This window comes from Streptomyces hamibioticus, assembly GCF_047946815.1.
GTDB lineage: Bacteria > Actinomycetota > Actinomycetes > Streptomycetales > Streptomycetaceae > Streptomyces.
The window spans coordinates 2,710,495-2,731,747 of sequence record NZ_JBKKQY010000001.1; the positions used below are offsets into that span (position 1 = coordinate 2,710,495).

The window sequence follows — 21,253 nt, forward strand, 5'->3', positions numbered from 1 at the left end:
GTCGGCCCCGGCATCGTTACGTCGGCGATGCCTGGAGGGAGGCCGGGCCGGGCCGCCGTCCGGGCGGCGTCACCCGAGGACGGCCAGGGCGTCGATCTCGACGAGCAGGCCCTCGGGAAGGCCGACGTACACCGTCGTACGCGCCGCCGGGGGCTGCCGGAGCCCCTGCTCGGCGAAGTAGTCGTCGTAGATCTCGTTCATTTCGGCGAAGTGGCCGACGTCCGTGAGGTAGACGCGGATCATCATCACGTCGTCCCAGGTCGCGCCGCCCTCTTCGAGGATCGCCCGGACGTTGGCGAGGGTCTGGAGGGTCTGCTCGCGCAGGGTCGGGCCGGCCGGGGCGGGGGCCTTGCCCTCCTCGTGGGGCAGGAAGCCGACCTGGCCGGCGACCTGGAGGATGTTGCCCTTCTTCACGCCGTGGGAGAACCGCGCCGGCGGGGTGGTGTGGGTCGCGGAGGTGAGGGCGGTCTTGTCGGTCATACCGTGTCCTTCTCGGATTGTTCCTGCACGGGTGTCCTGCCGGAGTACTCGCCGCTGATCGCGTCCGCCGTTCGGCGCACCAGCGGGAGCAGGGCGAGGAGTTCGTCGGCGGTGACGACGACGTTCGGCGCGGAGACCGACATGGCGGCGACCACCCGGCCGTCCGCGCCCCGGACGGGGGCGGCGACACAGTTGATGGACTCCTCGTGGCCGCCCAGATCGGTGGCCCAGCCCTGTTCTCGCACCTTGGCCAGCTCCTTGAGGAAGGCGTCGGCGTTCGGCGTCGAACGGGCCGTGTAGAGGGGGTAGTCGAGCTTCTCGGCGACCGTGCGGCGCTCCGGTTCGGGCAGGTCGGCCAGGAGCAGTTTGGCGACGGCAGCGACGGTGATGGCGACGGGCTTGCCGATCCGGGAGTACATCCGCACCGGGTAGCGGCTCTCCACCTTGTCGATGTAGAGCACCTCGTCCTCCTCGTGGACGGCGAGGTGGACGGTGTGCCCGCACCGCTCGTTGAGGCGTACCAGGTGGGGATGGGCGATCTCGCGGACGTCCAGGTTCTCCATCGCCTCCTGGGCGAGGGCGATGAGCCGGGCGCCGAGGCGGTAGCGCTGGTCGGACTGGCGGTAGACGAAGCCGTGGTGGTGCAGGGTACGCAGGAGGCGCAGGGCCGTGGACTTGTGGACGCCGAGGCGCTCGGCGACCCGGCCCAGGTCGGCGGGGCCCTCGGCGAGCAGCGGCAGGATGCTCAGCGCGCGGTCGACGGTCTGGCTCATGGGGTGCGTACCTCCTCCTCGGCCCCTTCCTCGGCCTGGGTCCAGCCGGGGCCGAGTCGCAGTGTCCCCCACGCGGCGTCGTCCAGGGCGGCCAGCCGGTCGGCGTGGTGCCGGGCGGGGGGCGCGGCGAGGTCGCCGGGGACGGTGAGGGCGGCGGCGGCCCAGAGGTGACCGTGCCGGAGGCGGTCCCGGACGGGCAGTCCGCGCAGGGTGGCGGAGAGGAACCCGGCGGCGAAGGCGTCCCCGGCGCCCACCGCGGCGACGACGTCGACCCGCGGCGACGGCACGGAGGTGACCTGCCGTCCGTGGAAGGCGGTCGCCCCGGTGCTCCCCTGCTTGACGACCAGCACCCCGGGCTCGGGCAGCGCGGCCCGCACGGCCTCGGGGCCGCCGAGCCCCCAGGCCTCGTCCTCGCCGACGAAGACCAGGTCGGCGCCGCGCGCCAGCTCCCGCAGCACGGCGGGACCGTCCTTGGCGTCGCGCCACAGCCCCAGCCGGTGGTTGACGTCGAAGGAGACCAGCGGCCGGCCGGGGCAGCGGGCGGTCAGTTCGCGCATCAGCTCCCGGCACTCGGCGGAGAGCGCGGCCGTGATGCCGGACAGGTGCAGGACGTGTCCGGCGCGGACCGCCGCCAGGTCCAGGTTCCGGGCCGACATGGCGGACGCCGCCGAACCGGCCCGGTAGTACGCCACCTCGTGCGCGTCGGTCGCCCGGTCGCCGGCGGTGCGGAAGTACACGCCGGTGGGGCGCGCCGGGTCGCGGCGCACGGCGGAGACGTCGACGCCGTAGCCGCCGATCGCCTCGACCAGGTGGTCGCCGAAGCCGTCCGCGCCGACCCGGCCGACCCAGCGCGCGGAGTGCCCGGCGGCGGCCAGCACGCAGGCGACGTTGGACTCGGCGCCGCCGATGGACCGGTCGAAGGAGGGCACGTCGGCGAGACGGCCCGGGCGGGAGGGCAGAAAGGTCACCATGGACTCACCGAGCGCCACGACGTCCACGACGCCGAAGGCGGTGCGGGGGCGTCCGTCGGCGGTCACGATGGCGTGGGCTCCCGTCCCTCTCGCGTTCCTGCTCACGGGCGGCGGCTTCCGTTGACCCCGCGTTCGGCGAGATGTTAGACAGCAGCTGGCGACATACGCAATGGTCGTTGCAGGTAATGCAACGCACCGGATCAGGGAGGCTCCATGGCCCTCGACGACACCGGCGGCCGCACCGGCGGCGAACCCGCGACCGGTACCGACACCGGCGGCCGCACCGGCACCGGCGCTCTCGCCCGCCTGGCCGAGGAGCACGTCGACCACCGCTTCAAGGGCCTCCCCCCGGACGCCCACGGCCTGACCGTCGCCGAGCTGGCCGCCGAGCGCCGCAACCTCTTCACCGGCGGCTTCACCACCCCCGTGCTGGCCCTCTCCGCCGAGCGCCTGGAGCACAACCTGAAGCTGATGGAGGTCTACGCCGCCCGGCACGGCCTCGCCTTCGCGCCGCACGGCAAGACCTCCATGGCCCCGCAGCTCTTCCAGCGCCAGATCGAGCACGGCGCCTGGGGCATCACCCTCGCCGTGCCGCACCAGGTGCGGGTGGCGCGGGCCTTCGGCACCCGGCGGGTCTTCCTCGCCAACGAGCTGGTGGACGCAGCCGCCCTGCGCTGGATCTCCTCCGAGCTGGACGCCGACCCCGAGTTCCGCCTCGTCTGCTACGTCGACTCCGTGCGCGGGGTCGAGCTGATGGACGCGGCCCTGCGCCAAGCGGGCGCCTCCCGGCCGCTGGACGTCGTGGTCGAGCTGGCCGCCGGAGACGGTGCGCGGACCGGCGTGCGGACGGAGGCGGAGTGCGCGGCGGTCGCCGACGCGGTGGCCGGGGCGGCGTCGCTGCGGCTGGTCGGCGTCGCCGGGTACGAGGGCGAGGTGCCGGGCGCCGACCCGGAGAAGGTGCGCGCATGGCTGCGCCGCCTGGTCGCGCTCGCCGTCGGCCTCGACGAGGCGGGCCGCTTCGCGGACCCGGAGGAGATCGTGGTGAGCGCGGGCGGCAGCGCCTGGTTCGACGCGGTGGCCGACGTGTTCGCGGAGCTTCCCGAGCTGTCCCGGCCGGTGCTGAAACTGCTCCGCTCCGGCGCCTACGTCTCCCACGACGACGGGCACTACCGCGCGCTGACCCCCTTCAACCGGGTCCCCGAGGAGGGCGCCCTGGAGCCGGCGTTCCGCCTGTGGAGCCAGGTGGTCTCCCGCCCCTCGGCCGGGCAGGCCTTCACCAACGCGGGCAAGCGGGACGCGGCCCACGACCTCCACCTGCCCTCCGCCCAGGTGGTGCGCAGGGACGGTGCCGAGCGCCCGGCCACCGGCATCGAGGTGACCGGCCTGTCCGACCAGCACGCCTGGCTGCGCACCGGCCCCGGGGCCGACCTGGAGGTCGGCGACTGGGTCGGCATGGGCCTGTCCCATCCGTGCACGTCGTTCGACAAGTGGCAGCTGATCCCGGTCGCCGAGGCGGACGGCACGGTCGTCGACTACGTCCGTACGTTCTTCTAGGGGTCGGTGAGGAGTCGGGCATTCCCATGGAAGAGCTGGTCATCCGGGACGCGGACGTCGTGGACGGCTCCGGTGAGCCGTCGTACCGCGCCGATGTCGTGGTCGACCGCGGCCGGATCGCCGGCATCGTCAAGGAGGCCGCGGCGGCGGGCTGCCAGCGTCCGCGGGCCCGTCGCGAGCTGGACGCGGAGGGCCTGGTCCTCTCCCCCGGCTTCATCGACATGCACGCCCACAGCGACCTGGCGCTGCTGCGCGACCCCGACCACAGCGCCAAGGCCGCACAGGGCGTCACCCTGGAGGTCATCGGCCAGGACGGGCTGTCGTACGCGCCCGTCGACGACCGCACGCTCGCCGGGGTCCGCCGCGCCATCGCCGGCTGGAACGGCCCCGGCGACGACGTCGACTTCGGCTGGCGGTCGGTCGGCGAGTACCTGGACCGGCTCGACGAGGGCATCGCGGTCAACGCCGCCTACCTCGTCCCGCAGGGCACGGTCCGGGCGCTCGCCGTCGGCTGGGAGGACCGGGCGGCGACCGAGGCCGAGCTGGACCGGATGCGCCGGCTGGTCGCTCAGGGCCTGGAGCAGGGCGCCGTCGGCCTGTCCTCCGGGCTGACCTACCCGCCCGGCATGTACGCCCCCGACACCGAGCTGATCGAGCTGTGCCGGGTGGTGGCCGGGTACGGCGGCTACTACTGCCCGCACCACCGCTCGTACGGGGCCGGGGCCCTCCGGGCGTACCAGGAGATGGTGGAGCTGGCCCGGGCGGCGGGCTGCCCGCTGCACCTGGCCCACGCCACCATGAACTTCGGCGTGAACGAGGGCCGGGCGCCCGAACTGCTGTCCCTGCTGGACGACGCGCTGGCCGCGGGCGCCGACATCACCCTCGACACCTATCCGTACACCCCCGGCTGCACCACCCTCGCGGCCCTGCTGCCGAGCTGGGAGAGCGAGGGCGGGCCCGAGGAGGTCCTGCGGCGGCTGGCCGACGAGGAGACCGCCGAGCGCATCCGGCGCCACCTGGAGGAGACCGGCTCCGACGGCTGCCACGGCGTGCCCGTGGAGTGGGAGACGATCGAGATCTCCGGCGTGAACGACCCGGCGCTGGCCGAGTACGTGGGCCGGACGGTCCTCCGCTCGGCGCGGCTGCGCGGCGAGACCCCGTGGGCGGTCGCGCGCCGGCTGCTCCTGGCGGACCGGCTGGCGCCGACGATCCTCCAGCACGTCGGCCACGAGGAGAACGTCCGCGCGATCATGCGGCACCGGGTCCACACGGGCGGCTCGGACGGCATCCTCCAGGGCGGCAAGCCGCATCCGCGCGCCTACGGCACCTTCCCGCACTACCTCGGGCGCTACGTGCGGGAGCTGGGCGTGCTGTCGCTGGAGGAGTGCGTGGCCCGTCTCACCGCCCGCCCGGCGGCGCGGCTGCGGCTGCCGGACCGGGGGCTGGTCCGTGAGGGGTACCGGGCGGACCTGGTCCTCTTCGACCCGGCGACGGTCGCGGCGGGGTCCACCTTCGAGGAGCCGCGCCGGCTGCCGACGGGCATTCCGTACGTGCTGGTCGACGGGCGGTTCGTCATCGAGGACGGCCGGCGCACGGACGTGCTCGCGGGACGGGCGGTACGCAGGACGCCGGTGTGACCGAGGGGCGGGCGGTACGCAGGACGCCGGTGCGGTGCCGCTTCGCCGAGCCCTACTTCGGTCCCTTGCCGCCCGGACGGCCCTTGTCCGGCCGGTCGCCGGAGTTGCCCGGTGCGCCGGGTGCGTCCGAGGCATCCGGTGTCTCCGGTGCCTCCGTCGTGGAGGAAGCGGAGGCCGGGGTGGACACCGCCGGCTCCGGCGCCGGCGCGGTCGTGCCGCCCGGGCCCGGGCTCGGGCCGGCCGCGGACTCTGCCGGGGCGGCGGCGTCCGTGCCCGGGGACGCGGTCGCGGAGCCCTTCCCACTCGCCGGCGACCTGAGCGGGCCCACCGCCTCCGACGCGTCGCTGCCCGCGCTCGCGCCGCTGCCGGCCGGGACCGTACGGGCCCCCGGCCCCCCCGGCTCCCCCGGGCCGGCCGGGCCGGCCGGGACCTCGGCCGTGGGGCCCGTACGGTCGCCCTTGCCTCCGGAGCCGCCCTGGCCCGGGCCCGAGGAGGAGAAACCGACGACCAGGAGCACCACCGACGCCGCGCCCACCGCGCCCGCGGCCATGGCCGCACGGCGGGCGGGCGAGGAGCCGGGGCGCTTCCGGCGGGCCCGGTGCCGTGCGTCGGTGGCGGGGCCGCTCTGCCGTCCCTCGCGCAGCCGGGGCAGCTCGGCCGTCTCGTCGTAGGCGTTCTGCCAGCCGTGCGCGGCCGCCGGGTCGGCGTACTCCTCGTACGCGGGCGGCGCGGCGGTCTGCGGCAGATACACGTTCGGAGCATCCGCACCGTACGGCCCGTCGCCGGGCTGGGATGGCCTGGACATGGCGGCGAATTGTAGGGACCGGAGGGGCTGCTGGGACAGCCGTCGGCGATACCCGGACATACCGCCGCGTCTCACGTGGCGGAAAACACGGCCCAAAGGCGATAACCGGGCCGTAAGCTCGCCGTCATGCAGGTGATCCAGTCGACCAAGCTCGCCAACGTCTGTTACGAGATCCGGGGCCCGGTGCTCGAGGAGGCGATGCGGCTGGAAGCGGCCGGTCACCGCATCATGAAGCTCAACACGGGCAACCCGGCGGCGTTCGGCTTCGAGTGTCCGCCCGAGATCCTGGAGGACATCCTCCGCAACGTCTCGACCGCCCACGGCTACGGCGACGCCAAGGGCCTGCTGGCCGCGCGCCGGGCCGTCGTCATGCACAACCAGACCCTCGGCATCGAGACGGACGTCGAGCACGTCTTCATCGGCAACGGCGTCTCCGAGCTGATCGTGATGGCGATGCAGGGCCTGCTCGACGACGGCGACGAGGTCCTCGTACCGGCACCGGACTACCCCCTGTGGACGGCCGCCGTCTCGCTGTCCGGCGGTACGGCGGTGCACTACCGCTGCGACGAGCAGTCCGACTGGATGCCGGACCTGGCGGACGTGGAGCGGAAGATCACCGACCGCACCAAGGCGCTCGTCGTCATCAACCCCAACAACCCGACGGGGGCGGTGTACGACGAGGCGATGCTGCGCGGGCTGACGGACATCGCCCGCCGCCACAACCTGCTCGTCTGCTCCGACGAGATCTACGACAAGATCCTCTACGACGACGCCGTGCACACGCCGACCGCGGCGATCGCCCCCGACCTGCTCACCCTCACCTTCAACGGCATGTCGAAGGCGTACCGGGTGGCCGGCTACCGGGTCGGCTGGATGTCGGTCTCCGGCCCCCGGGCGCACGCCGAGTCCTACATCGAGGGCCTGACGATCCTGGCCAACATGCGGCTGTGCGCGAACATGCCGGGCCAGCACGGGGTGGTCGCCGCGCTGAGCGGACGGCAGACCATCAACGACCTGGTGCTGCCGGGCGGCCGGCTGCGCGAGCAGCGGGACGTCGCCTATGACCTGCTGACCCGGATCCCGGGCGTGACCTGCGTCAAGCCCAAGGGCGCGCTGTATCTCTTCCCGCGGCTGGACCCCAAGGTCTTCAAGATCAAGGACGACCGGCAGATGGTCCTGGACCTGCTCCGCCAGGAGAAGATCATGGTGGTCCAGGGCACCGGCTTCAACTGGCCCGAGCCGGACCACTTCCGGGTGGTGACCCTGCCGACGGCCACGGATCTGAGGGACGCGGTGGACCGGATCGGGAACTTCCTGGACGGCTACGGCCAGCACTGACGCTCACCCTGCGTATGCGGCGTGCCCAGTCTTGTGAACGGCTCAACTTTAGATTGAATCTAAGCTAGGATGGTTTCCTGAAGCACTCAGGAGGCCATCCCATGTACGAACCGATCCGCAGCAAGTCGGTCCACAGCACGATGGCCGGCAGCACTTCCTTCCCCCACCGCTCCCGCGAGGAAGAGCTGGACATCCAGCTCGCGGGCCATCTCGCCGCCCTGCTCGCCGTCACCGACGAGCTGCGTGCGCTGGCGCCGTCCACCGATCTCGACGCCGCCGCCGAGCGGCTCACCGGACAGGTGGCCCGGCTGCGAGGAGGGCATGCGCCGGCCCGCGCGCCGCTGACCACCGCCGAGGGCGGGCCGCAGGCGGCGGCCCTGCACCAGCGGGCGCACACGCTGGCGGGCCGCGCACTGGTCGTGGCCGCGTCCCGTGCCGACACGGCGGTCGCCATCCTGGCCGCCGAACGCATGGACGCGCACGCTGCGGCCCTGGAGCCGCGCGAACTCGCGTCCCACTGAGCCCCTCGGGGCTCCCTCGACGGCCCCGGTCCGCGTGCACCCGCAGCGACGCGCGGACCGGGTGCCACAGACCGCCGGGCGGACGACCCCCACACCTCTCGGCTCCGGCGCCCACGCCGGGCCCGCTGTGGGGCTTGCCTCGGGCTGCAGAGCGCAGGGCGGTTCGGACACATGTGTGAATTCGGCTGGTTATCGCCTACGGAAGAACGGACCGGACGGGCGCGCTCCGCAGTTCCACGGAAGTAGGGGCGGTCACCGCCGAGGTGTGCGAGCTGTTGCCCACGCCGGGGAAAGGCCCGAGCGCTCCGGCCGACGTGGACCGTCGGCCGGAGCGCTCAGTCATCATCGGCACGTTCGTGAGCCCGCTGCCGGGCCGTGCCGAAGTGGGCGGGGTGACAGCCCGGCGCCGCCGGTCCCGTCGGGGCGGACGGGTGACGGTGACGTGCCTGGTACCCCGCACGCCGTTGTGCGGGGCCCCGCCGGTGTGTTCCGCGGCCGGCCGTGACGTGACGATCGCTGGTCAGGGCATTCCCGTTCCGGCCGGCCGCGGGGTCCATGCGGACGTCAGCCCAGGCGCTCCACCAGGGCGCGGTGCTGGTCCCACAGTTCCTTCGGCGTGTGGTCGCCGAAGGTGTTGAGGTGTTCGGGGACGAGCGCGGCCTCCTCGCGCCACACGTCCTTGTCGACGGTGAGCAGGAAGTCCAGCTCGGCGTCCGACAGCTCCAGGCCGTCGGTGTCCAGGGCCGCCTTGGTCGGCAGGACGCCGATGGGGGTCTCGACGCCGTCGGCCTTGCCCTCCAGGCGCTCCACGATCCACTTCAGGACGCGGCCGTTCTCGCCGAAGCCGGGCCAGACGAACTTGCCGTCCTCGTCCTTGCGGAACCAGTTGACGTAGTAGATCTTCGGCAGCTTGGACTGGTCCTTGTCCTTCGCCACGTCGATCCAGTGGCCCATGTAGTCGCCCATGTTGTAGCCGCAGAACGGCAGCATGGCGAACGGGTCGCGGCGCAGCTCGCCGACCTTGCCCTCGGCGGCGGCGGTCTTCTCGGAGGCCACGTTGGCGCCGAGGAAGACGCCGTGGTTCCAGTCGAAGGACTCCGTCACCAGCGGCACCGCGGTGGCGCGGCGCCCGCCGAAGAGGATCGCCGAGATCGGCACGCCCTTGGGGTCCTCCCACTCCGGCGCGATGATCGGGCACTGCGCGGCGGGGACGGTGAAGCGGGCGTTCGGGTGGGCGGCCGGGGTCTCCGACTCCGGCGTCCAGTCGTTGCCCTTCCAGTCGGTGACGTGGGCGGGCGGCTCCTCGGTCATGCCCTCCCACCACACGTCGCCGTCGTCGGTGAGGGCGACGTTGGTGAAGACCGCGTTGCCCCAGAGCGTCTTCATGGCGTTGGCGTTGGTGTGCTCACCGGTGCCGGGCGCGACGCCGAAGAAGCCGGCCTCGGGGTTGATGGCGTACAGCCGGCCGTCCTCGCCGAAGCGCATCCAGGCGATGTCGTCGCCGATCGTCTCGACCGTCCAGCCGGAGATCGTCGGCTCCAGCATGGCGAGGTTGGTCTTGCCGCAGGCCGACGGGAAGGCGGCGGCGACGTATTTGGGCTCCCCGGTGGGCGGGGTCAGCTTCAGCACGAGCATGTGCTCGGCGAGCCAGCCCTCGTCGCGGGCCATGACGGAGGCGATGCGCAGGGCGTAGCACTTCTTGCCGAGCAGCGCGTTGCCGCCGTAGCCGGAGCCGTAGGACCAGATCTCCCGGGTCTCCGGGAAGTGGGAGATGTACTTGGTGCTGTTGCAGGGCCAGGGCACGTCCTCCTGGCCGGGCTCCAGCGGCGCGCCGAGGGTGTGGACGGCCTTGACGAAGAAGCCCTCGTCACCCAGCTCCTCCAGGACGGCCTGGCCCATCCGGGTCATGGTGCGCATGGAGACGGCGACGTACGCCGAGTCGGTGATCTCGACGCCGATCGCGGACAGCGGCGAGCCGAGCGGGCCCATGCAGAAGGGCACCACGTACATGGTCCGGCCGCGCATGGAGCCGCGGAACAGGCCCTTGTCACCGGTGAAGATCTCCCGCATCTCGGCGGGGGCCTTCCAGTGGTTGGTGGGACCGGCGTCCTCCTCCTTCTCGGAGCAGATGAAGGTCCGGTCCTCGACGCGGGCGACGTCGGTGGGGTCGGAGGCCGCGTAGTAGGAGTTGGGGCGCTTGATCGGGTCGAGCCTGCGGAAGGTGCCTCGCTCGACGAGCTCCCCGCACAGTCGCTCGTACTCGGCCTCGGATCCGTCACACCAGACCACGTCGTCCGGCTGCGTCAGTTCGGCGATCTCGTTCACCCACGAGATCAGCTCCTGGTGCTGGGTGGGAGCCGCGATGTCGCGCGCCACGATTGCTCCTAAGTGAGGGATGTGTTGTTGGAGGCCCCGTGGGGGCTGCGACCCGGATGCATCCCGCGGGATCCCTGCGGCGCTCATCCGGTGCCGACCGCACTCATTTGATCATCCGATGCGAGTGCCCATCTGTCCAGAGGGCCGCACACCTGAGCGGCGTGAGGATCGCCACGTACCTCTGCTTATCCCTGAGTTTCTTTGCGTATACGTTGGGTTCGCCTGAAACTTCTTTTACCTCGCCGGACGCCCCGTCGCCACGTGAGACGATCGCCACTCGCGGCGACTCATGTGGTCGTACTGATATATGACTTACGGCTCCGTAGGTACCCTTCCGCCATGACTGCGTCCGCTTTTGACGCGCCCAGGGACACGTCGGCCGCCGGCCGCGGTCCCGTCGCGCTCTCCCTGCCGCATCCGGTCAAGCCGAAGCTCCGTGGCTGGCTGCACCTCGGTATGTTCCCGGCCGTCCTCGTCGCGGGTCTGGTACTCACCGCCTTCGCCGAATCGACCAGAGGACGCGTCGCCTGCGGGATCTTCGCCCTGACGGCCTGCCTGCTGTTCGGCGTCAGCGCGCTGTACCACCGGGGCAACTGGAGCCCGCGGATGGACCGGGTGCTGCGCCGCCTGGACCACGCCAACATCTTCCTGATCATCGCGGGCACCTACACCCCGCTGACCATGCTGCTCCTGCCGGGGGCCAAGGGTCAGTGGCTGCTGTGGGGCATCTGGGCCGCCGCGGCGGCCGGCATCCTCTTCCGCGTCTTCTGGGTCGGCGCCCCGCGCTGGCTCTACACGCCGTGCTACATCGCCATGGGCTGGGCGGCGGTCTTCTACCTGCCGGACTTCATGCGCGCGGGCGGCGTCGCGGTGCTCGTCCTGGTGATCGTGGGCGGCGTGCTGTACAGCGTCGGCGGGGTGGTCTACGGGCTCCAGCGCCCCAACCCGTCACCGCGCTGGTTCGGCTTCCACGAGGTGTTCCACTCCTTCACCCTGGCGGCCTTCATCGCGCACTACGTGGGGATCTCGCTGGTGGCGTACCAGCACGCCTGACCCCCGGGCGAACAGGAGAGGGCCGCGGCCGGTGCGCCGTGGCCCTTTTTCGCGCGCGCAGCTATGGCGGTGACTTTCTTTTGAGAGTTACTCTCATTTCATGTTCTCTGTCACTCAGCCGGTCGCCGTGCCCCGCGACCCCCGGCGCTGGTGGGCGCTGGGCGCCCTGGTCGCGAGCATGCTCGCGCTCGGTTTCGATCTGACGATCCTCAACGTCGCCCTGCCCACCATGGCGGAGCAGCTCGGCGCCGGGACGGGCCGGCTCCAGTGGATCGTGGACTCCTACGTCGTCGTCTTCGCGGCGCTGATGCTCCCCGCCGGTCTGCTCGGCGACCGCTTCGGGCGGCGCCGGATGCTGGTCGCCGGCCTCGCCGTGTTCCTGGCGGGTTCGCTGGCCGGTGCCCTCGTCGACTCCCCCGGGCCGGTGATCGCCGCACGCTCCGTCATGGGACTGGGTGCCGCGCTGGTGATCCCGCTCGGGCTGTCGGTGCTGCCGTCGATGTTCGGCGAGGAGGAGCGCGGCAAGGCGGTCGCCGCGGTCAGCGCCGCCATGGCCGCGGGCATGCCGCTCGGACCGCTGGTCGGCGGGCTGCTGCTGGACCACTACTGGTGGGGCTCGATCTTCCTGATCAACATCCCGATGGCCGCCCTCTCCATCGCCGCCTGCCTCTTCCTGCTCCCCGAGTCCCGGGACCCGGCCTCACCCCGGGTCGACGTGCTGTCCACCGCGTGCAGCGCGCTGGGCCTCGGCGCGCTGGTCTTCGGCATCATCGAGGCGCCGGAGCGGGGCTGGGGCAGCGCGCCGGTGCTCGGCGCGTTCGCCGCGGCCGGCCTGCTGCTGACCGGCCTGGTGGCGCGGGAGCGGCGGGCGGTGCGCCCCATGCTCGACCTGAAGCTGCTCACCCGCCGCGGGTTCCTGTTCAACAGCCTGGCCGCGACGCTCGGCACGTTCGTCTTCGCCGGGCTGCTGTTCACGCTGCCGGCGTATCTCCAGGAGGTCGGCGGCAGCGACGCGTTCGGCACCGGGCTGCGGCTGCTGCCGATGATGGGCGGGCTGATGGTCTCCGCGCGGGCCAGCACGGCCCTGGTGGAGCGGCTCGGCCCGCGCCCGGTGGTCACGGTGGGCCTGGTGGTGCTGTGCTTCGCCGCGCTGCTCGGCTCCCGCACCGAACCCGGCAGCGGCTACGGCTTCACCGCGCTGTGGCTGACCGTCGCCGGCCTCGGCTTCGGTCTGGCGATGGTGCCCGCGATGGACGCGGCGCTCGGCGGCATCCCGGCGGACGAGGCCGGCAGTGGCTCCGGGCTGCTGATGACCCTGCGCCAGGTGGGCGGCGCGATCGGCATCGCGCTGCTCGGCAGCCTGGTCGCGGGCGCCTACGGCGACCGGCTGGACACCGCCGGGCTGCCCGCGTCCGCCGCCGAGACGGCCCGGGATTCGGTGAGCGGCGCCCACGCCGTCGCCGAGCGGCTCGGCCTGCCCTCCCTGGCCCGGTCCGCCGACGCCGCGTACGTCGACGGCATGGGCACGGTCCTCGTCGTCTGCGGCATCGCCGCCCTGGTGACCGCCGCCCTGACGGCACTGCTGCTGCCCGACTCCCGGCCCGGCCGGACGCCGGTCAGCGCCGCCCGGGACATGGCCCGTCCCGAGGCCGATGGCCGACAATGAGCCCATGACCACGGCACGAACCCCTGCTCCCGAGGCCGCCCGCCGCCCGCTGGGCCTGCGGGAACGGAAGAAGATCAAGACCCGCATCGCGATCAGGACGGCCGCGTACGCCCTGATCAAGGAGCAGGGGTACGACGCCACGACCGTCGAGCAGATCGCCGAGCGCGCCGAGGTCTCGCCGAGCACCGTCTTCCGGTACTTCCCCACCAAGGAGGACATCGTCCTCACCGACGAGTACGACCCCCTGATCGAGGGCCTGCTGCGGGAGCGCCCGGCGGACGAGCCGGTGCCGGAGTCGATCCGGTGGGCGATCCGCGAGGCGATGTCCCTGGCGCTCGCCGACAACCCGGACTTCGGGCAGGACGAGATGATGGTCCGGGTCCGGCTGATGGTCGAGGTCCCCGCGGTGCGCTCCCGCCTGATGGAGAGCATGTCCGTCACCGGCCGCCTGATGTGCCGGGCGCTGGCCGAGCGCACCGGACGCGACGAGAACGACCTCGGCGTACGGGTCTACGCGATGGGGCTCATGGGCGCCCTGCTGGAGACGCTCATCTACTGGGCCGAGCGGGACTGCCGGGACGACCTGCTGGAGCTGATCGACCGCACCATCGCCACTTTCGGCAGCCTGGCGTCTCGGCGGACATGACATCCTGACGGGGTGAACGGTCCCGAGATCCGCGTCGAATTCGCCCCCGAACTGCACCTGTTCGTCCCGCAGGCCCGCCGCGCCGGCGCCGCCCGGGCCGCCACCGACGGCGTCTCCACGCTGGGCCATGTCGTGGAGTCCCTCGGCGTCCCGCTGACCGAGGTCGGCGCGCTGGAGGTGGACGGCCGCGAGGTGCCGCCCGGACACGTCCCGACGGGCGGCGAGTCGGTGACCGTACGGGCCGTGCGCCGCCCCCAGCGGGTGCCGGGCGCCGAACTGCGCTTCCTGCTCGACGTGCACCTGGGCACGCTCGCCCGCCGGCTGCGCCTGCTCGGCGTGGACACGGCGTACGAGTCGACGGACATCGGCGACCCGGCGCTCGCCGCCCGGTCGGCCGCGGAGCGCCGGGTGATGCTCAGCCGCGACCAGGGTCTGCTGCGCCGCCGCGAGCTGTGGGCGGGCGCGTTCGTCTACAGCACCCGCCCCGACGACCAGGTCCGCGACGTGCTGGACCGCTTCGCGCCCGAGCTGCGGCCCTGGACCCGGTGCACCGCGTGCAACGGCCTGCTGGAGGAGGCCACCAAGGAGGAGGTGGCCGACCAGCTCGAGGGCGGCACCCGGCGGTCGTACGACGTGTTCGCGCAGTGCACCGACTGCGGACGCGCGTACTGGAAGGGCGCGCACCACGAGCAGCTGGAGGCCATCGTGGAGCGCGCCCTCGCCGAGTTCTCCCGGGACCGCTAGCGCCGCTTCTTGACGTCGCCCTTCCCGCAGGCGATGCCGTCCCGGTTCCGGTCCAGCTTCAGCGGGTCGTCCTTGCCGTTGACCTTCAGCCGGCCGTAGTCGTGCTCGGCCAGCCAGGTGCAGCGGTCGGCCGTCGTCGCCTCCACCTCGGCCGGGAAGGCGGTCGGCACGCACACGTTGGCGGAGCCGTAGTGCCGGTCGCAGCCGGAGACGGTCGGGGCGACCGGCTGCGAGGCGCGCTTCCTGCCGGGCCCGGTGACCTTGCCCTGCGGGGCGTCGGCGAAGGAGTGGACGTGCGCGGAGGCGTCCTTGGTGCTCAGCGCCCGCGGACCGTCCAGGTGCACCCACTCGGCCACCGACGGCACGCCGTTGGTGTCCACCGCGAAGAGCATGTACCAGCCGGGCGGCGCCAGGTTGGGGTTGCTGGTGACATTGAGGTCGACGTTGTCGCCGTCGACGGACAGCGGCAGGTCCACGAACCGCTGGTTGGGGTCCGAGGAGTGGGTGACCGCGGCCGGGCGGATCAGCTCGGCCTTGGCGATCGGCCGGTCGACGGTGATGCGCTGGGTGTCGCCGTAGTTCCACTCCTTGTCGATCACCGAGGTGATCGCCGACCGCTCGCCCTTGAGCAGGTACGGCGGCGTGTAGATCGACACGCTGTGGTTCCAGGAGCCGTTGCCCGGGTTGTCGCCGGTGGTCATCACCCGGCCGTCGGGCAGCAGGAACGCCGACGAGTGGTAGCCGCGCGCCTCGGGGTCGGCGGCCACCGGGTCGAAGGTCTCCGTCGCCGGGTCGAAGATCGACGTCTCGAACACCGGGTCGGCCCGGTTGTGCAGGGCGCCGCCGGTCTCCAGCACCTTGCCGTCGGGCAGCAGCACCGCGGAGAGGTACATCTTGCCCTGGCCGCCGGTCTGCGGGACGCGGCCGTTGCCGAGGTCGACCGTCCCCTGCGGCAGCGGCGGCCCGGCGACGTACGCCGGGTTCGGCTGCTTGAGGTCGATGATGTCGGTCAGGCGGTTGGCGTCCGGGTTGGAGTCGATGTTGCCGCCGCCGATGGTCAGCACCTTCTGGTCCTGCGCCGGGGGCAGCAGCACGCTCATCGACTGGTCCCGCTCGTCCTTGTCCTGCAGACCGGGCACCTGGGTGATGGTGTTGGCCTGGTAGTCGTAGATCGCCGAGCCGGTGCCGGGGATGTTGTTGCCGAAGACGTGACTGCCCGAGTAGAAGAGGCGGCCGTCCTGCATCAGGATCATCGACGGGTACAGGCCCCAGAACGACCAGGTCTGGTTGACCTGCCAGGTCGGCAGCCACTTCTGCTGCTCGTCGGACCACAGCTCGGCCGTCACCGAGCCGGTGGAGTCCTCGCGCAGACCGCCGAAGGAGATGACGTCGCCGTTGCCGAGGATGGTCGCCGACGGGTACCAGTGGCCGTCGTTCATGTCGTTGGTCCGGAGGTAGGTCTCGGTCTCCGGATCGAAGATGTACGAGTCCTTGTAGCCCTGGTAGCCGATGGTGCCGTCCGCCGACGGATAACCGGCGTTGCCGCTCATGACGAGCACCCGGCCGTCCTTGAGCTGCACGTGCCCGGCGCAGAACATGTCCTTCGGTGTCGGGATCGTCCGGTAGGTGCCGTTCTCCGGGTCGTAGACCGCCGAGGTGAAGGTGCCGGCCTCGAACTTCTCCGGGTCGTTGCCGGAGCCCGCGATCAGCAGCACCTTGCCGTTGTGCAGGACGACGGAGTGCATGGAGCGGACCGGGTTCTGTGTGGGCAGCACGTCCCAGCGGCCGTCGGCGCACTCCGCGGCGGTGCCCGTGCAGTCCGGGTCGGGGACGGGTTCGGCGACCTGCTCCATCGTGTAGTCGTCGGTGGTGGCCGAGCCGGTGCCGTAGACGGAGACGCCCCAGCTGATCCGGTCGGTGCCGGACGGCACCTCGGGGGTGCGGACCTCCGCCCGGGCCCAGTCGGCGGACATCTCCAGGGTCTTGAGGTCGGTCCAGTACTGCCAGCCGGCGTCCGCGTCGTGCCGGAAGAGGGTGACGGACGCGTCCGGCGTGGTCGTCTTGTACCAGAGCGACAGGTCGTACTGCCTGCCCGGCGTCACCACCGGCGCGCAGTCCTCCGACTCGGTGATCAGGGCCTTGCGGTCGCCCTCGGCACGGCGGGTCAGCTCCACCTTCATGGCCCTGCCGCCGCTGTGCGCGTCGGTGACGGTCTCGAAGGTGAAGTCGTTGTCGCCCCAGCCGGACTTGCTCCAGCAGTACGGCATGCCGCCGATGCCGGCGGTCTCGAAGCCGGGGTTGGCGATCAGGTTGGCGGCGGACGCCGGCTGGGGTGCGGTGAGGAGGAGGCCGGTGGTGAGCGCGCCCACCGCCAGCAGAGCGGTGCCTGTCCGTCTCGGTCTCATGCGGTGCTCCTTGCCGTGCGGCTCCGGGCTTGCTTCTGGCCTCGCGGGAGATAGACCAGCGCTTCGGTTCCGACGAAGCGCAGGACGAAGGTGATGACGAGCGCGAGTGCGGTGGCGGGCAGCACGGCGAGGCCGAACTGGCCGACGAGCAGGGCGATCAGGGGTATGCGCAGCACCAGGTCGGCGTTGGCAAGCAGCGCGAACCGCACGGTGCGGTCGGCCCAGTGCCGGTGGCGGCGCCGGTCGCGGAACAGCAGCCGTTCGATGAGCAGGAAGTTCCAGGCCACACCGAACTGGTTGGCGACGATCTCGGCGGGCAGGTAGTGCAGCCCGGCCTCGGTCAGTGCCCACAGGGCGGCCAGGTTGGGCACGAAGCCGGTCAGCCCGATCAGCCCGAAGACGACCATGCGGGCCAGCGGCGAGGCGGTGCGCAGTCCGGCCAGGTGGCGCAGGAAGCGGGCGCCCTCCCTCGCCGTGGACTTGGACTCGCCCGCGTACCGCTCCTGGAAGACGAACGGCACCTCGGCGACCGTCTGGGGGCGGCTGCGCACGGCGAGTTCGAGGAGGATCTTGTAGCCGAGGGGCTTGAGCACCTCGGCGGTGACGGCGCTGCGGCGGATGGCGAAGAAGCCGCTCATCGGGTCGCTGATGCCACGCAGCCGGCGCGGGAAGAGCACCTTGGTCAGCCAGGTCGCCGCGCGCGAGACGGCGACCCGGTAGCCGCCGGCGAGTCCGGCGCGGCTGCCGCCCTCGGTGTAGCGGGAGGCGACGACGAGTCCGGCGCCCGTCCGCTCGCCGGTGGCGACGAGTTCGGGGGCGAGGGAGGGCGGGTGCTGGCAGTCGCCGTCCATGACCACGATCCAGTCGGAGCCGGCCGCCTTCAGGCCCTCGACGACCGCGCCGCCGAGACCGCCGACGGGCTCCTCGCGGTGCAGGACGGTGACCGGGAACGGGCAGTCGAGGGCCGCCTCGCGGATCACCTCGGGGGTGTCGTCGGTGGAGTCGTCGACGAAGACGACCTCGCAGGGCAGCCGGGCCGGCACCGACTCGGTGATCCGGTGCAGCAACTGCCGGACGTTGCCGGACTCGTTGAAGGTCGGTACGACGATGGTGACCGCGCCCGGCTCCGGGACCTCCGCGGCCCGGACGGCCGGGTCGCCCAGCTCTCCGGGGACGATGGACTCCTGGCTCATCGGGCGCCTCCGGTGGGCTGGATGCGGCGGATCTCGATGCGGTCCTCGCCGGTGCCGAAGACGGCCACCGGTGCCGAGTGCTCGATGGCGGCCCTGACGTTGGGCAGGTCGACCGCGTCGCGCCGCACGGTGGGCGAGGCGACCACGTAGTCCAGGTCCCGCCAGCCGCGCGGCATCGTCCTGGTCACCGCGGGGTCGAGGTCGGCCTTGTAGAACCAGATGACGCCGAGCCCGGGTTCGTACCCGGCGTGCACCAGGTCCAGCCAGAGCGCGTCGTCGACGAGGACGCGGGTGTCCGCGGGGTTGGCCACCTCCTCGGCCATCCACTTGGAGGCGGCCTCGTAGGGCGCGTTGGCGTCGGCGGTGACGGCGGTGCGGCCGCCGTCGTACCAGCGGGGTACGACGTGGGCGCCGGCGGCGAGCGCCAGGACGGTGGCGAGGGCGTACCGGCCCAGGGTGACGGCCCGCCGCTCGGCCTCCGCCCGCCACCTGCGCAGCACGGCGTGGGCGACGCTGGCCGTGCCCCCGGCGAGGACCAGGGCGAGGAACGGCAGCGCCTGGATGACGTACATCGCGGGCAGGTAGCCGTTGGGGCGCAGCGCGAGGGCGGCGAGGATGGCGACGGTGAGCGCCGGCCCGGCGAGCGCGCGGGCGGTGACCGACCAGCGCCATACGGCCAGCAGGAGCAGCGCACCGGCGAGGCCGCCGAGCGGCAGCACGCGGTCGTAGTACAGCCAGGACTGGAGCACCCCGTGGGAGCCGGAGCCCGGGTCGAGGACGAAGCCCGAGCCGGGCCGGGTCAGCTGGTAGGTGACGCCGTCCCACAGCGAGACGTGACCGCCGCCCGGCAGCAGCTCGCCCTTGAGCAGGGCGAACAGCGGGTAGGAGAGCCCGATCAGCACGCAGGCCGTGACGGCGCCGGTCAGGGCGAACTTGCGGGTGTCCCGGTGGCTGTGCCGCCAGGCGGTGACGAACAGGGCGGGCAGGACGACGAGCATCGTCTCCTTGGTGAGCACGGCGGTGGCGGCGGCGACGCCGGCGCCGAAGTGGTGCCAGAGGTGCCGGCTCGGGGAGGCGGCGAGGGCGAACGCCAGCAGTGTCCACATCACCGCGAGGTTGTCGAGGAAGATCTCCCGCTGGAGGACGACCGACAGCGGCGAGAGCCCGAACAGGGCCATCGCGAGTCCGGCCGCCCAGCGGGGCAGGGACAGCCGGCGGCCGATGACGTAGACGAGGACCGCGGAGACCGCGCCGATCAGCAGCATCACCGCGCGCATGCTGCCGACGGTCATCGACTCGGGGCTGATCAGCGCGGGTATCCAGGTCAGCAGGGCTATCTGGATCCAGCCCAGCGGCGGGTGGTCGTACCAGTAGGTGTAGTGGGCCAGGCCCTCGCCCTGCTGGACCGCCCAGGCCTGGGCGAGATAGGTGCCCTCGTCGTCGCTGAGCGCCGGGTAGGCGGAGATGTTCCAGCCCTGCACGACCATGATCGCGACGAGGAGTGCGCCGCACAGGATCAGGTCGGAGCGCGAGGAGCGCAGCCGGCCCGGCGCGGGCGCCGGTGCCGGACGGGCCGGATCGGTGTCATGGGCAGGCTTCCGCTGCGCGGGGACCGTCGTACCGGTCGCCGCGGGAAGGGTGGAGGTCACGCAGGAACGTCCTCTCGGTTCGCGTGCGCGAGATGGGCGCCGACATGACTGGTCAGCTCCCAGTCGTTGCGGCCGCGCTGCTCGCGCCAGACGGCGCGCACCGCGGCACCGGCGAGCAGGACCTGGTAGAAGGGGCCGCCCACGATCAGCTTCAGGTAGTGCGCGAAGCGGACCCGCAGCCCGTACTGCTTGCCGAAGTCGTGCAGGCCGACGACCTCGAAGACGAAGGTCACCAGGGCGGTGACGGCCGGCAGGAAGGTGATGAAGGCGATGCCGACCGGCACGTCCAGGAAGACCGCGATCGCCACGTTGAGCGGGATGACGATGCCGGTGAAGGCCTGCATGAACGGCGTCATCAGGGTGTAGCGGGCGAGCAGCCGCTGCCCGAAGGTGGGCAGTTGCTTCCAGTCCTTCTTCCGGTAGACCTGGAGGAAGCCCTGGTTCCAGCGGGTGCGCTGCTTCAGCAGCGACATCAGCGTGCCGGGGGTCTCCTCCCGGGTCACCATGTCGGAGTCGTAGGCGACGACGACCTTCTTGCCGACGCTGGACAGGCGTACGCCCAGGTCGCAGTCCTCGGCGAGGCAGTCCGGGTCCCAGCCGCCGGCCGCCCGCAGCACGTCGGTGCGGACGAAGACGGTGTTGCCGCCGAGCGGGATGAACCCCTTCTGGGCGTGCAGATGGAGCCGGGAACGGAACCAGAAGAAGTACTCCAGGCAGTTGCGCAGGCTGTACCAGCTGGAGTGGAAGTCGATCAGCTGGACGCCGCCCTGGACGACGTCCGCGCCGGTGGTGCGGAAGGCGTGGTCGACGTGGGCGAGCAGCTCCGGGTGGACCTGGTCCTCGGCGTCGAAGACCCCGACGACGTCGCCGCGGCAGTACGGCAGCGCCGTGTTCATGGCCTTCGGCTTGTTCTTCTTGTCGTGGGTGTCGACCACGACCCTGACGCGCGGGTCACCGGCGGCGGCCCGCTCGGCGACCGCGGTGGTCTCCGGGTCGTCGTGGCCGACGATGACGATGATCTCGAAGTCGGTGTGCGTGGAGGTGAGCAGCCGCTGGACGGTGTGGTCCAGCACGGCCTGCTCGTGCCGCGCGGGCAGCAGCAGCGAGAACGACACGTGCTCGGCGCCGTCCGGGCTGCTGAACCGGGTGGAGGCGAGCACTTCCGGCGTGCGCCAGGCGTGCATCTGCCACCAGAGCGTGAACGCCGCCATCCAGAACAGGGCCAGTGAAACGACGGCGATGAAGACAGACGTCAGCAAGAAAAGATCCCCCCAGATCCCCAAGTCCCCCGGTGGTGCCCCCAGCTGTGACGGCGGTCCCCACCACCGGTCACCGTCAAGAGACTATGGGTGATCTGTGAAGCGCGCGCACCTTTTCGGTGAAGAGCGTGCTTCTTCACCATCGGGGCGAGGTCTGAACACTTCGCCCGCCGACCGCGTGCG

General features: G+C 72.1%; 17 protein-coding genes. 8 read left to right on the forward strand and 9 right to left on the reverse strand.

The genetic code is table 11. The annotated features are described in order from the left end of the window. Positions 1-69: 69 nt before the first annotated feature. From ACLGIH_RS11990 to ACLGIH_RS12000, 3 genes are read right to left on the reverse strand one after another with little or no spacing between them, the layout of a single operon-like run. Positions 70-480: a RidA family protein gene (locus tag ACLGIH_RS11990; RefSeq protein WP_416525235.1), complete on the reverse strand. Its 411-nt coding sequence runs from the start codon at positions 478-480 to the stop codon at positions 70-72. Beyond that, positions 477-1,253 (reverse strand): IclR family transcriptional regulator, encoded by a 777-nt coding sequence (locus ACLGIH_RS11995; protein WP_416525236.1) that lies wholly within the window; start codon positions 1,251-1,253, stop codon positions 477-479. The genes ACLGIH_RS11990 and ACLGIH_RS11995 overlap by 4 nt, the downstream gene beginning before the upstream one ends. Continuing rightward, a complete protein-coding gene (locus ACLGIH_RS12000) occupies positions 1,250-2,290 on the reverse strand; it encodes a sugar kinase (protein ID WP_416525237.1) in 1,041 nt (346 codons plus the stop codon). The genes ACLGIH_RS11995 and ACLGIH_RS12000 overlap by 4 nt, the downstream gene beginning before the upstream one ends. 147 nt (positions 2,291-2,437) lie before the next feature. On the opposite strand from ACLGIH_RS12000, the gene ACLGIH_RS12005 reads away from it, so the two are divergent. Both ACLGIH_RS12005 and ACLGIH_RS12010 read left to right on the forward strand, forming a co-directional pair. Then, positions 2,438-3,778 carry an amino acid deaminase gene (locus ACLGIH_RS12005; RefSeq protein ID WP_416525238.1) on the forward strand — a complete coding sequence of 447 codons (1,341 nt, stop codon included), beginning with the start codon at positions 2,438-2,440 and terminating at the stop codon, positions 3,776-3,778. Positions 3,779-3,804: 26 nt separating this feature from the next. Then, the gene (locus tag ACLGIH_RS12010; protein ID WP_416525239.1) at positions 3,805-5,415 is read left to right on the forward strand and encodes an N-acyl-D-amino-acid deacylase family protein; all 1,611 of its coding nucleotides are present in this window, start codon (positions 3,805-3,807) and stop codon (positions 5,413-5,415) included. 52 nt (positions 5,416-5,467) lie between these two features. Here ACLGIH_RS12010 and ACLGIH_RS12015 read toward each other — a convergent pair whose 3' ends face one another. Next, on the reverse strand, positions 5,468-6,220 hold the full coding sequence (locus ACLGIH_RS12015) for a hypothetical protein (protein ID WP_416525240.1): 753 nt from the start codon (positions 6,218-6,220) through the stop codon (positions 5,468-5,470). Between the two features lie 126 nt (positions 6,221-6,346). Here ACLGIH_RS12015 and ACLGIH_RS12020 point away from each other — a divergent pair, with 126 nt between their 5' ends. Next, positions 6,347-7,558: a pyridoxal phosphate-dependent aminotransferase gene (locus ACLGIH_RS12020; RefSeq protein WP_416525241.1), complete on the forward strand. Its 1,212-nt coding sequence runs from the start codon at positions 6,347-6,349 to the stop codon at positions 7,556-7,558. A 101-nt stretch (positions 7,559-7,659) separates the two neighbouring features. Continuing rightward, positions 7,660-8,079: an SCO4983 family protein gene (locus ACLGIH_RS12025; protein ID WP_416525242.1), complete on the forward strand. Its 420-nt coding sequence runs from the start codon at positions 7,660-7,662 to the stop codon at positions 8,077-8,079. A gap of 564 nt (positions 8,080-8,643) precedes the next feature. On the opposite strand, the gene ACLGIH_RS12030 is transcribed toward ACLGIH_RS12025, so the two are convergent. After that, complete coding sequence (locus tag ACLGIH_RS12030) at positions 8,644-10,455, reverse strand: phosphoenolpyruvate carboxykinase (GTP) (protein ID WP_416525243.1); 1,812 nt, start codon at positions 10,453-10,455, stop codon at positions 8,644-8,646. Positions 10,456-10,794: 339 nt separating this feature from the next. Here ACLGIH_RS12030 and trhA point away from each other — a divergent pair, with 339 nt between their 5' ends. From trhA to ACLGIH_RS12050, 4 genes are all read left to right on the forward strand, one after another. Next, complete coding sequence (trhA, locus tag ACLGIH_RS12035) at positions 10,795-11,508, forward strand: PAQR family membrane homeostasis protein TrhA (protein ID WP_416525244.1); 714 nt, start codon at positions 10,795-10,797, stop codon at positions 11,506-11,508. Between the two features lie 100 nt (positions 11,509-11,608). After that, complete coding sequence (locus tag ACLGIH_RS12040; RefSeq protein WP_416525245.1) at positions 11,609-13,174, forward strand: MFS transporter; 1,566 nt, start codon at positions 11,609-11,611, stop codon at positions 13,172-13,174. Between the two features lie 4 nt (positions 13,175-13,178). Continuing rightward, the gene (locus tag ACLGIH_RS12045) at positions 13,179-13,820 is read left to right on the forward strand and encodes a TetR/AcrR family transcriptional regulator (protein WP_416525246.1); all 642 of its coding nucleotides are present in this window, start codon (positions 13,179-13,181) and stop codon (positions 13,818-13,820) included. A gap of 12 nt (positions 13,821-13,832) precedes the next feature. Further along, on the forward strand, positions 13,833-14,564 hold the full coding sequence (locus ACLGIH_RS12050; RefSeq protein ID WP_416525247.1) for a Mut7-C RNAse domain-containing protein: 732 nt from the start codon (positions 13,833-13,835) through the stop codon (positions 14,562-14,564). On the opposite strand, the gene ACLGIH_RS12055 is transcribed toward ACLGIH_RS12050, so the two are convergent. Genes ACLGIH_RS12055 through ACLGIH_RS12070 form a run of 4 tightly spaced genes read right to left on the reverse strand, consistent with a single transcriptional unit; the run spans position 14,561 to position 21,070 of the window. Next, positions 14,561-16,969 (reverse strand): galactose oxidase family protein, encoded by a 2,409-nt coding sequence (locus ACLGIH_RS12055; RefSeq protein WP_416525248.1) that lies wholly within the window; start codon positions 16,967-16,969, stop codon positions 14,561-14,563. The two genes, ACLGIH_RS12050 and ACLGIH_RS12055, sit on opposite strands and share 4 nt — an antisense overlap. After that, positions 16,966-18,162 carry a glycosyltransferase gene (locus ACLGIH_RS12060; RefSeq protein WP_416525249.1) on the reverse strand — a complete coding sequence of 399 codons (1,197 nt, stop codon included), beginning with the start codon at positions 18,160-18,162 and terminating at the stop codon, positions 16,966-16,968. Before ACLGIH_RS12060 ends, ACLGIH_RS12055 begins: the two co-directional genes overlap by 4 nt. After that, positions 18,159-19,811 (reverse strand): ArnT family glycosyltransferase, encoded by a 1,653-nt coding sequence (locus ACLGIH_RS12065; protein ID WP_416525250.1) that lies wholly within the window; start codon positions 19,809-19,811, stop codon positions 18,159-18,161. The genes ACLGIH_RS12060 and ACLGIH_RS12065 overlap by 4 nt, the downstream gene beginning before the upstream one ends. Further along, entirely contained in the window at positions 19,808-21,070 is a 1,263-nt protein-coding gene (locus ACLGIH_RS12070) for a glycosyltransferase (protein ID WP_416525251.1), read from the reverse strand. Before ACLGIH_RS12070 ends, ACLGIH_RS12065 begins: the two co-directional genes overlap by 4 nt. Positions 21,071-21,253: the final 183 nt, after the last annotated feature.

Excerpts from the sequence above, each read along its gene's own strand:
- ACLGIH_RS11990 (WP_416525235.1), bottom strand. The coding sequence starts at position 480 with ATGACCGACAAGACCGCCCTCACCTCCGCGACCCACACCACCCCGCCG.
- ACLGIH_RS11995 (WP_416525236.1), bottom strand. The coding sequence starts at position 1,253 with ATGAGCCAGACCGTCGACCGCGCGCTGAGCATCCTGCCGCTGCTCGCC.
- ACLGIH_RS12005 (WP_416525238.1), top strand. The coding sequence starts at position 2,438 with ATGGCCCTCGACGACACCGGCGGCCGCACCGGCGGCGAACCCGCGACC.
- ACLGIH_RS12010 (WP_416525239.1), top strand. The coding sequence starts at position 3,805 with ATGGAAGAGCTGGTCATCCGGGACGCGGACGTCGTGGACGGCTCCGGT.
- ACLGIH_RS12015 (WP_416525240.1), bottom strand. The coding sequence starts at position 6,220 with ATGTCCAGGCCATCCCAGCCCGGCGACGGGCCGTACGGTGCGGATGCT.
- ACLGIH_RS12020 (WP_416525241.1), top strand. The coding sequence starts at position 6,347 with ATGCAGGTGATCCAGTCGACCAAGCTCGCCAACGTCTGTTACGAGATC.
- ACLGIH_RS12025 (WP_416525242.1), top strand. The coding sequence starts at position 7,660 with ATGTACGAACCGATCCGCAGCAAGTCGGTCCACAGCACGATGGCCGGC.
- trhA (WP_416525244.1), top strand. The coding sequence starts at position 10,795 with ATGACTGCGTCCGCTTTTGACGCGCCCAGGGACACGTCGGCCGCCGGC.
- ACLGIH_RS12040 (WP_416525245.1), top strand. The coding sequence starts at position 11,609 with ATGTTCTCTGTCACTCAGCCGGTCGCCGTGCCCCGCGACCCCCGGCGC.
- ACLGIH_RS12045 (WP_416525246.1), top strand. The coding sequence starts at position 13,179 with ATGACCACGGCACGAACCCCTGCTCCCGAGGCCGCCCGCCGCCCGCTG.
- ACLGIH_RS12055 (WP_416525248.1), bottom strand. The coding sequence starts at position 16,969 with ATGAGACCGAGACGGACAGGCACCGCTCTGCTGGCGGTGGGCGCGCTC.
- ACLGIH_RS12060 (WP_416525249.1), bottom strand. The coding sequence starts at position 18,162 with ATGAGCCAGGAGTCCATCGTCCCCGGAGAGCTGGGCGACCCGGCCGTC.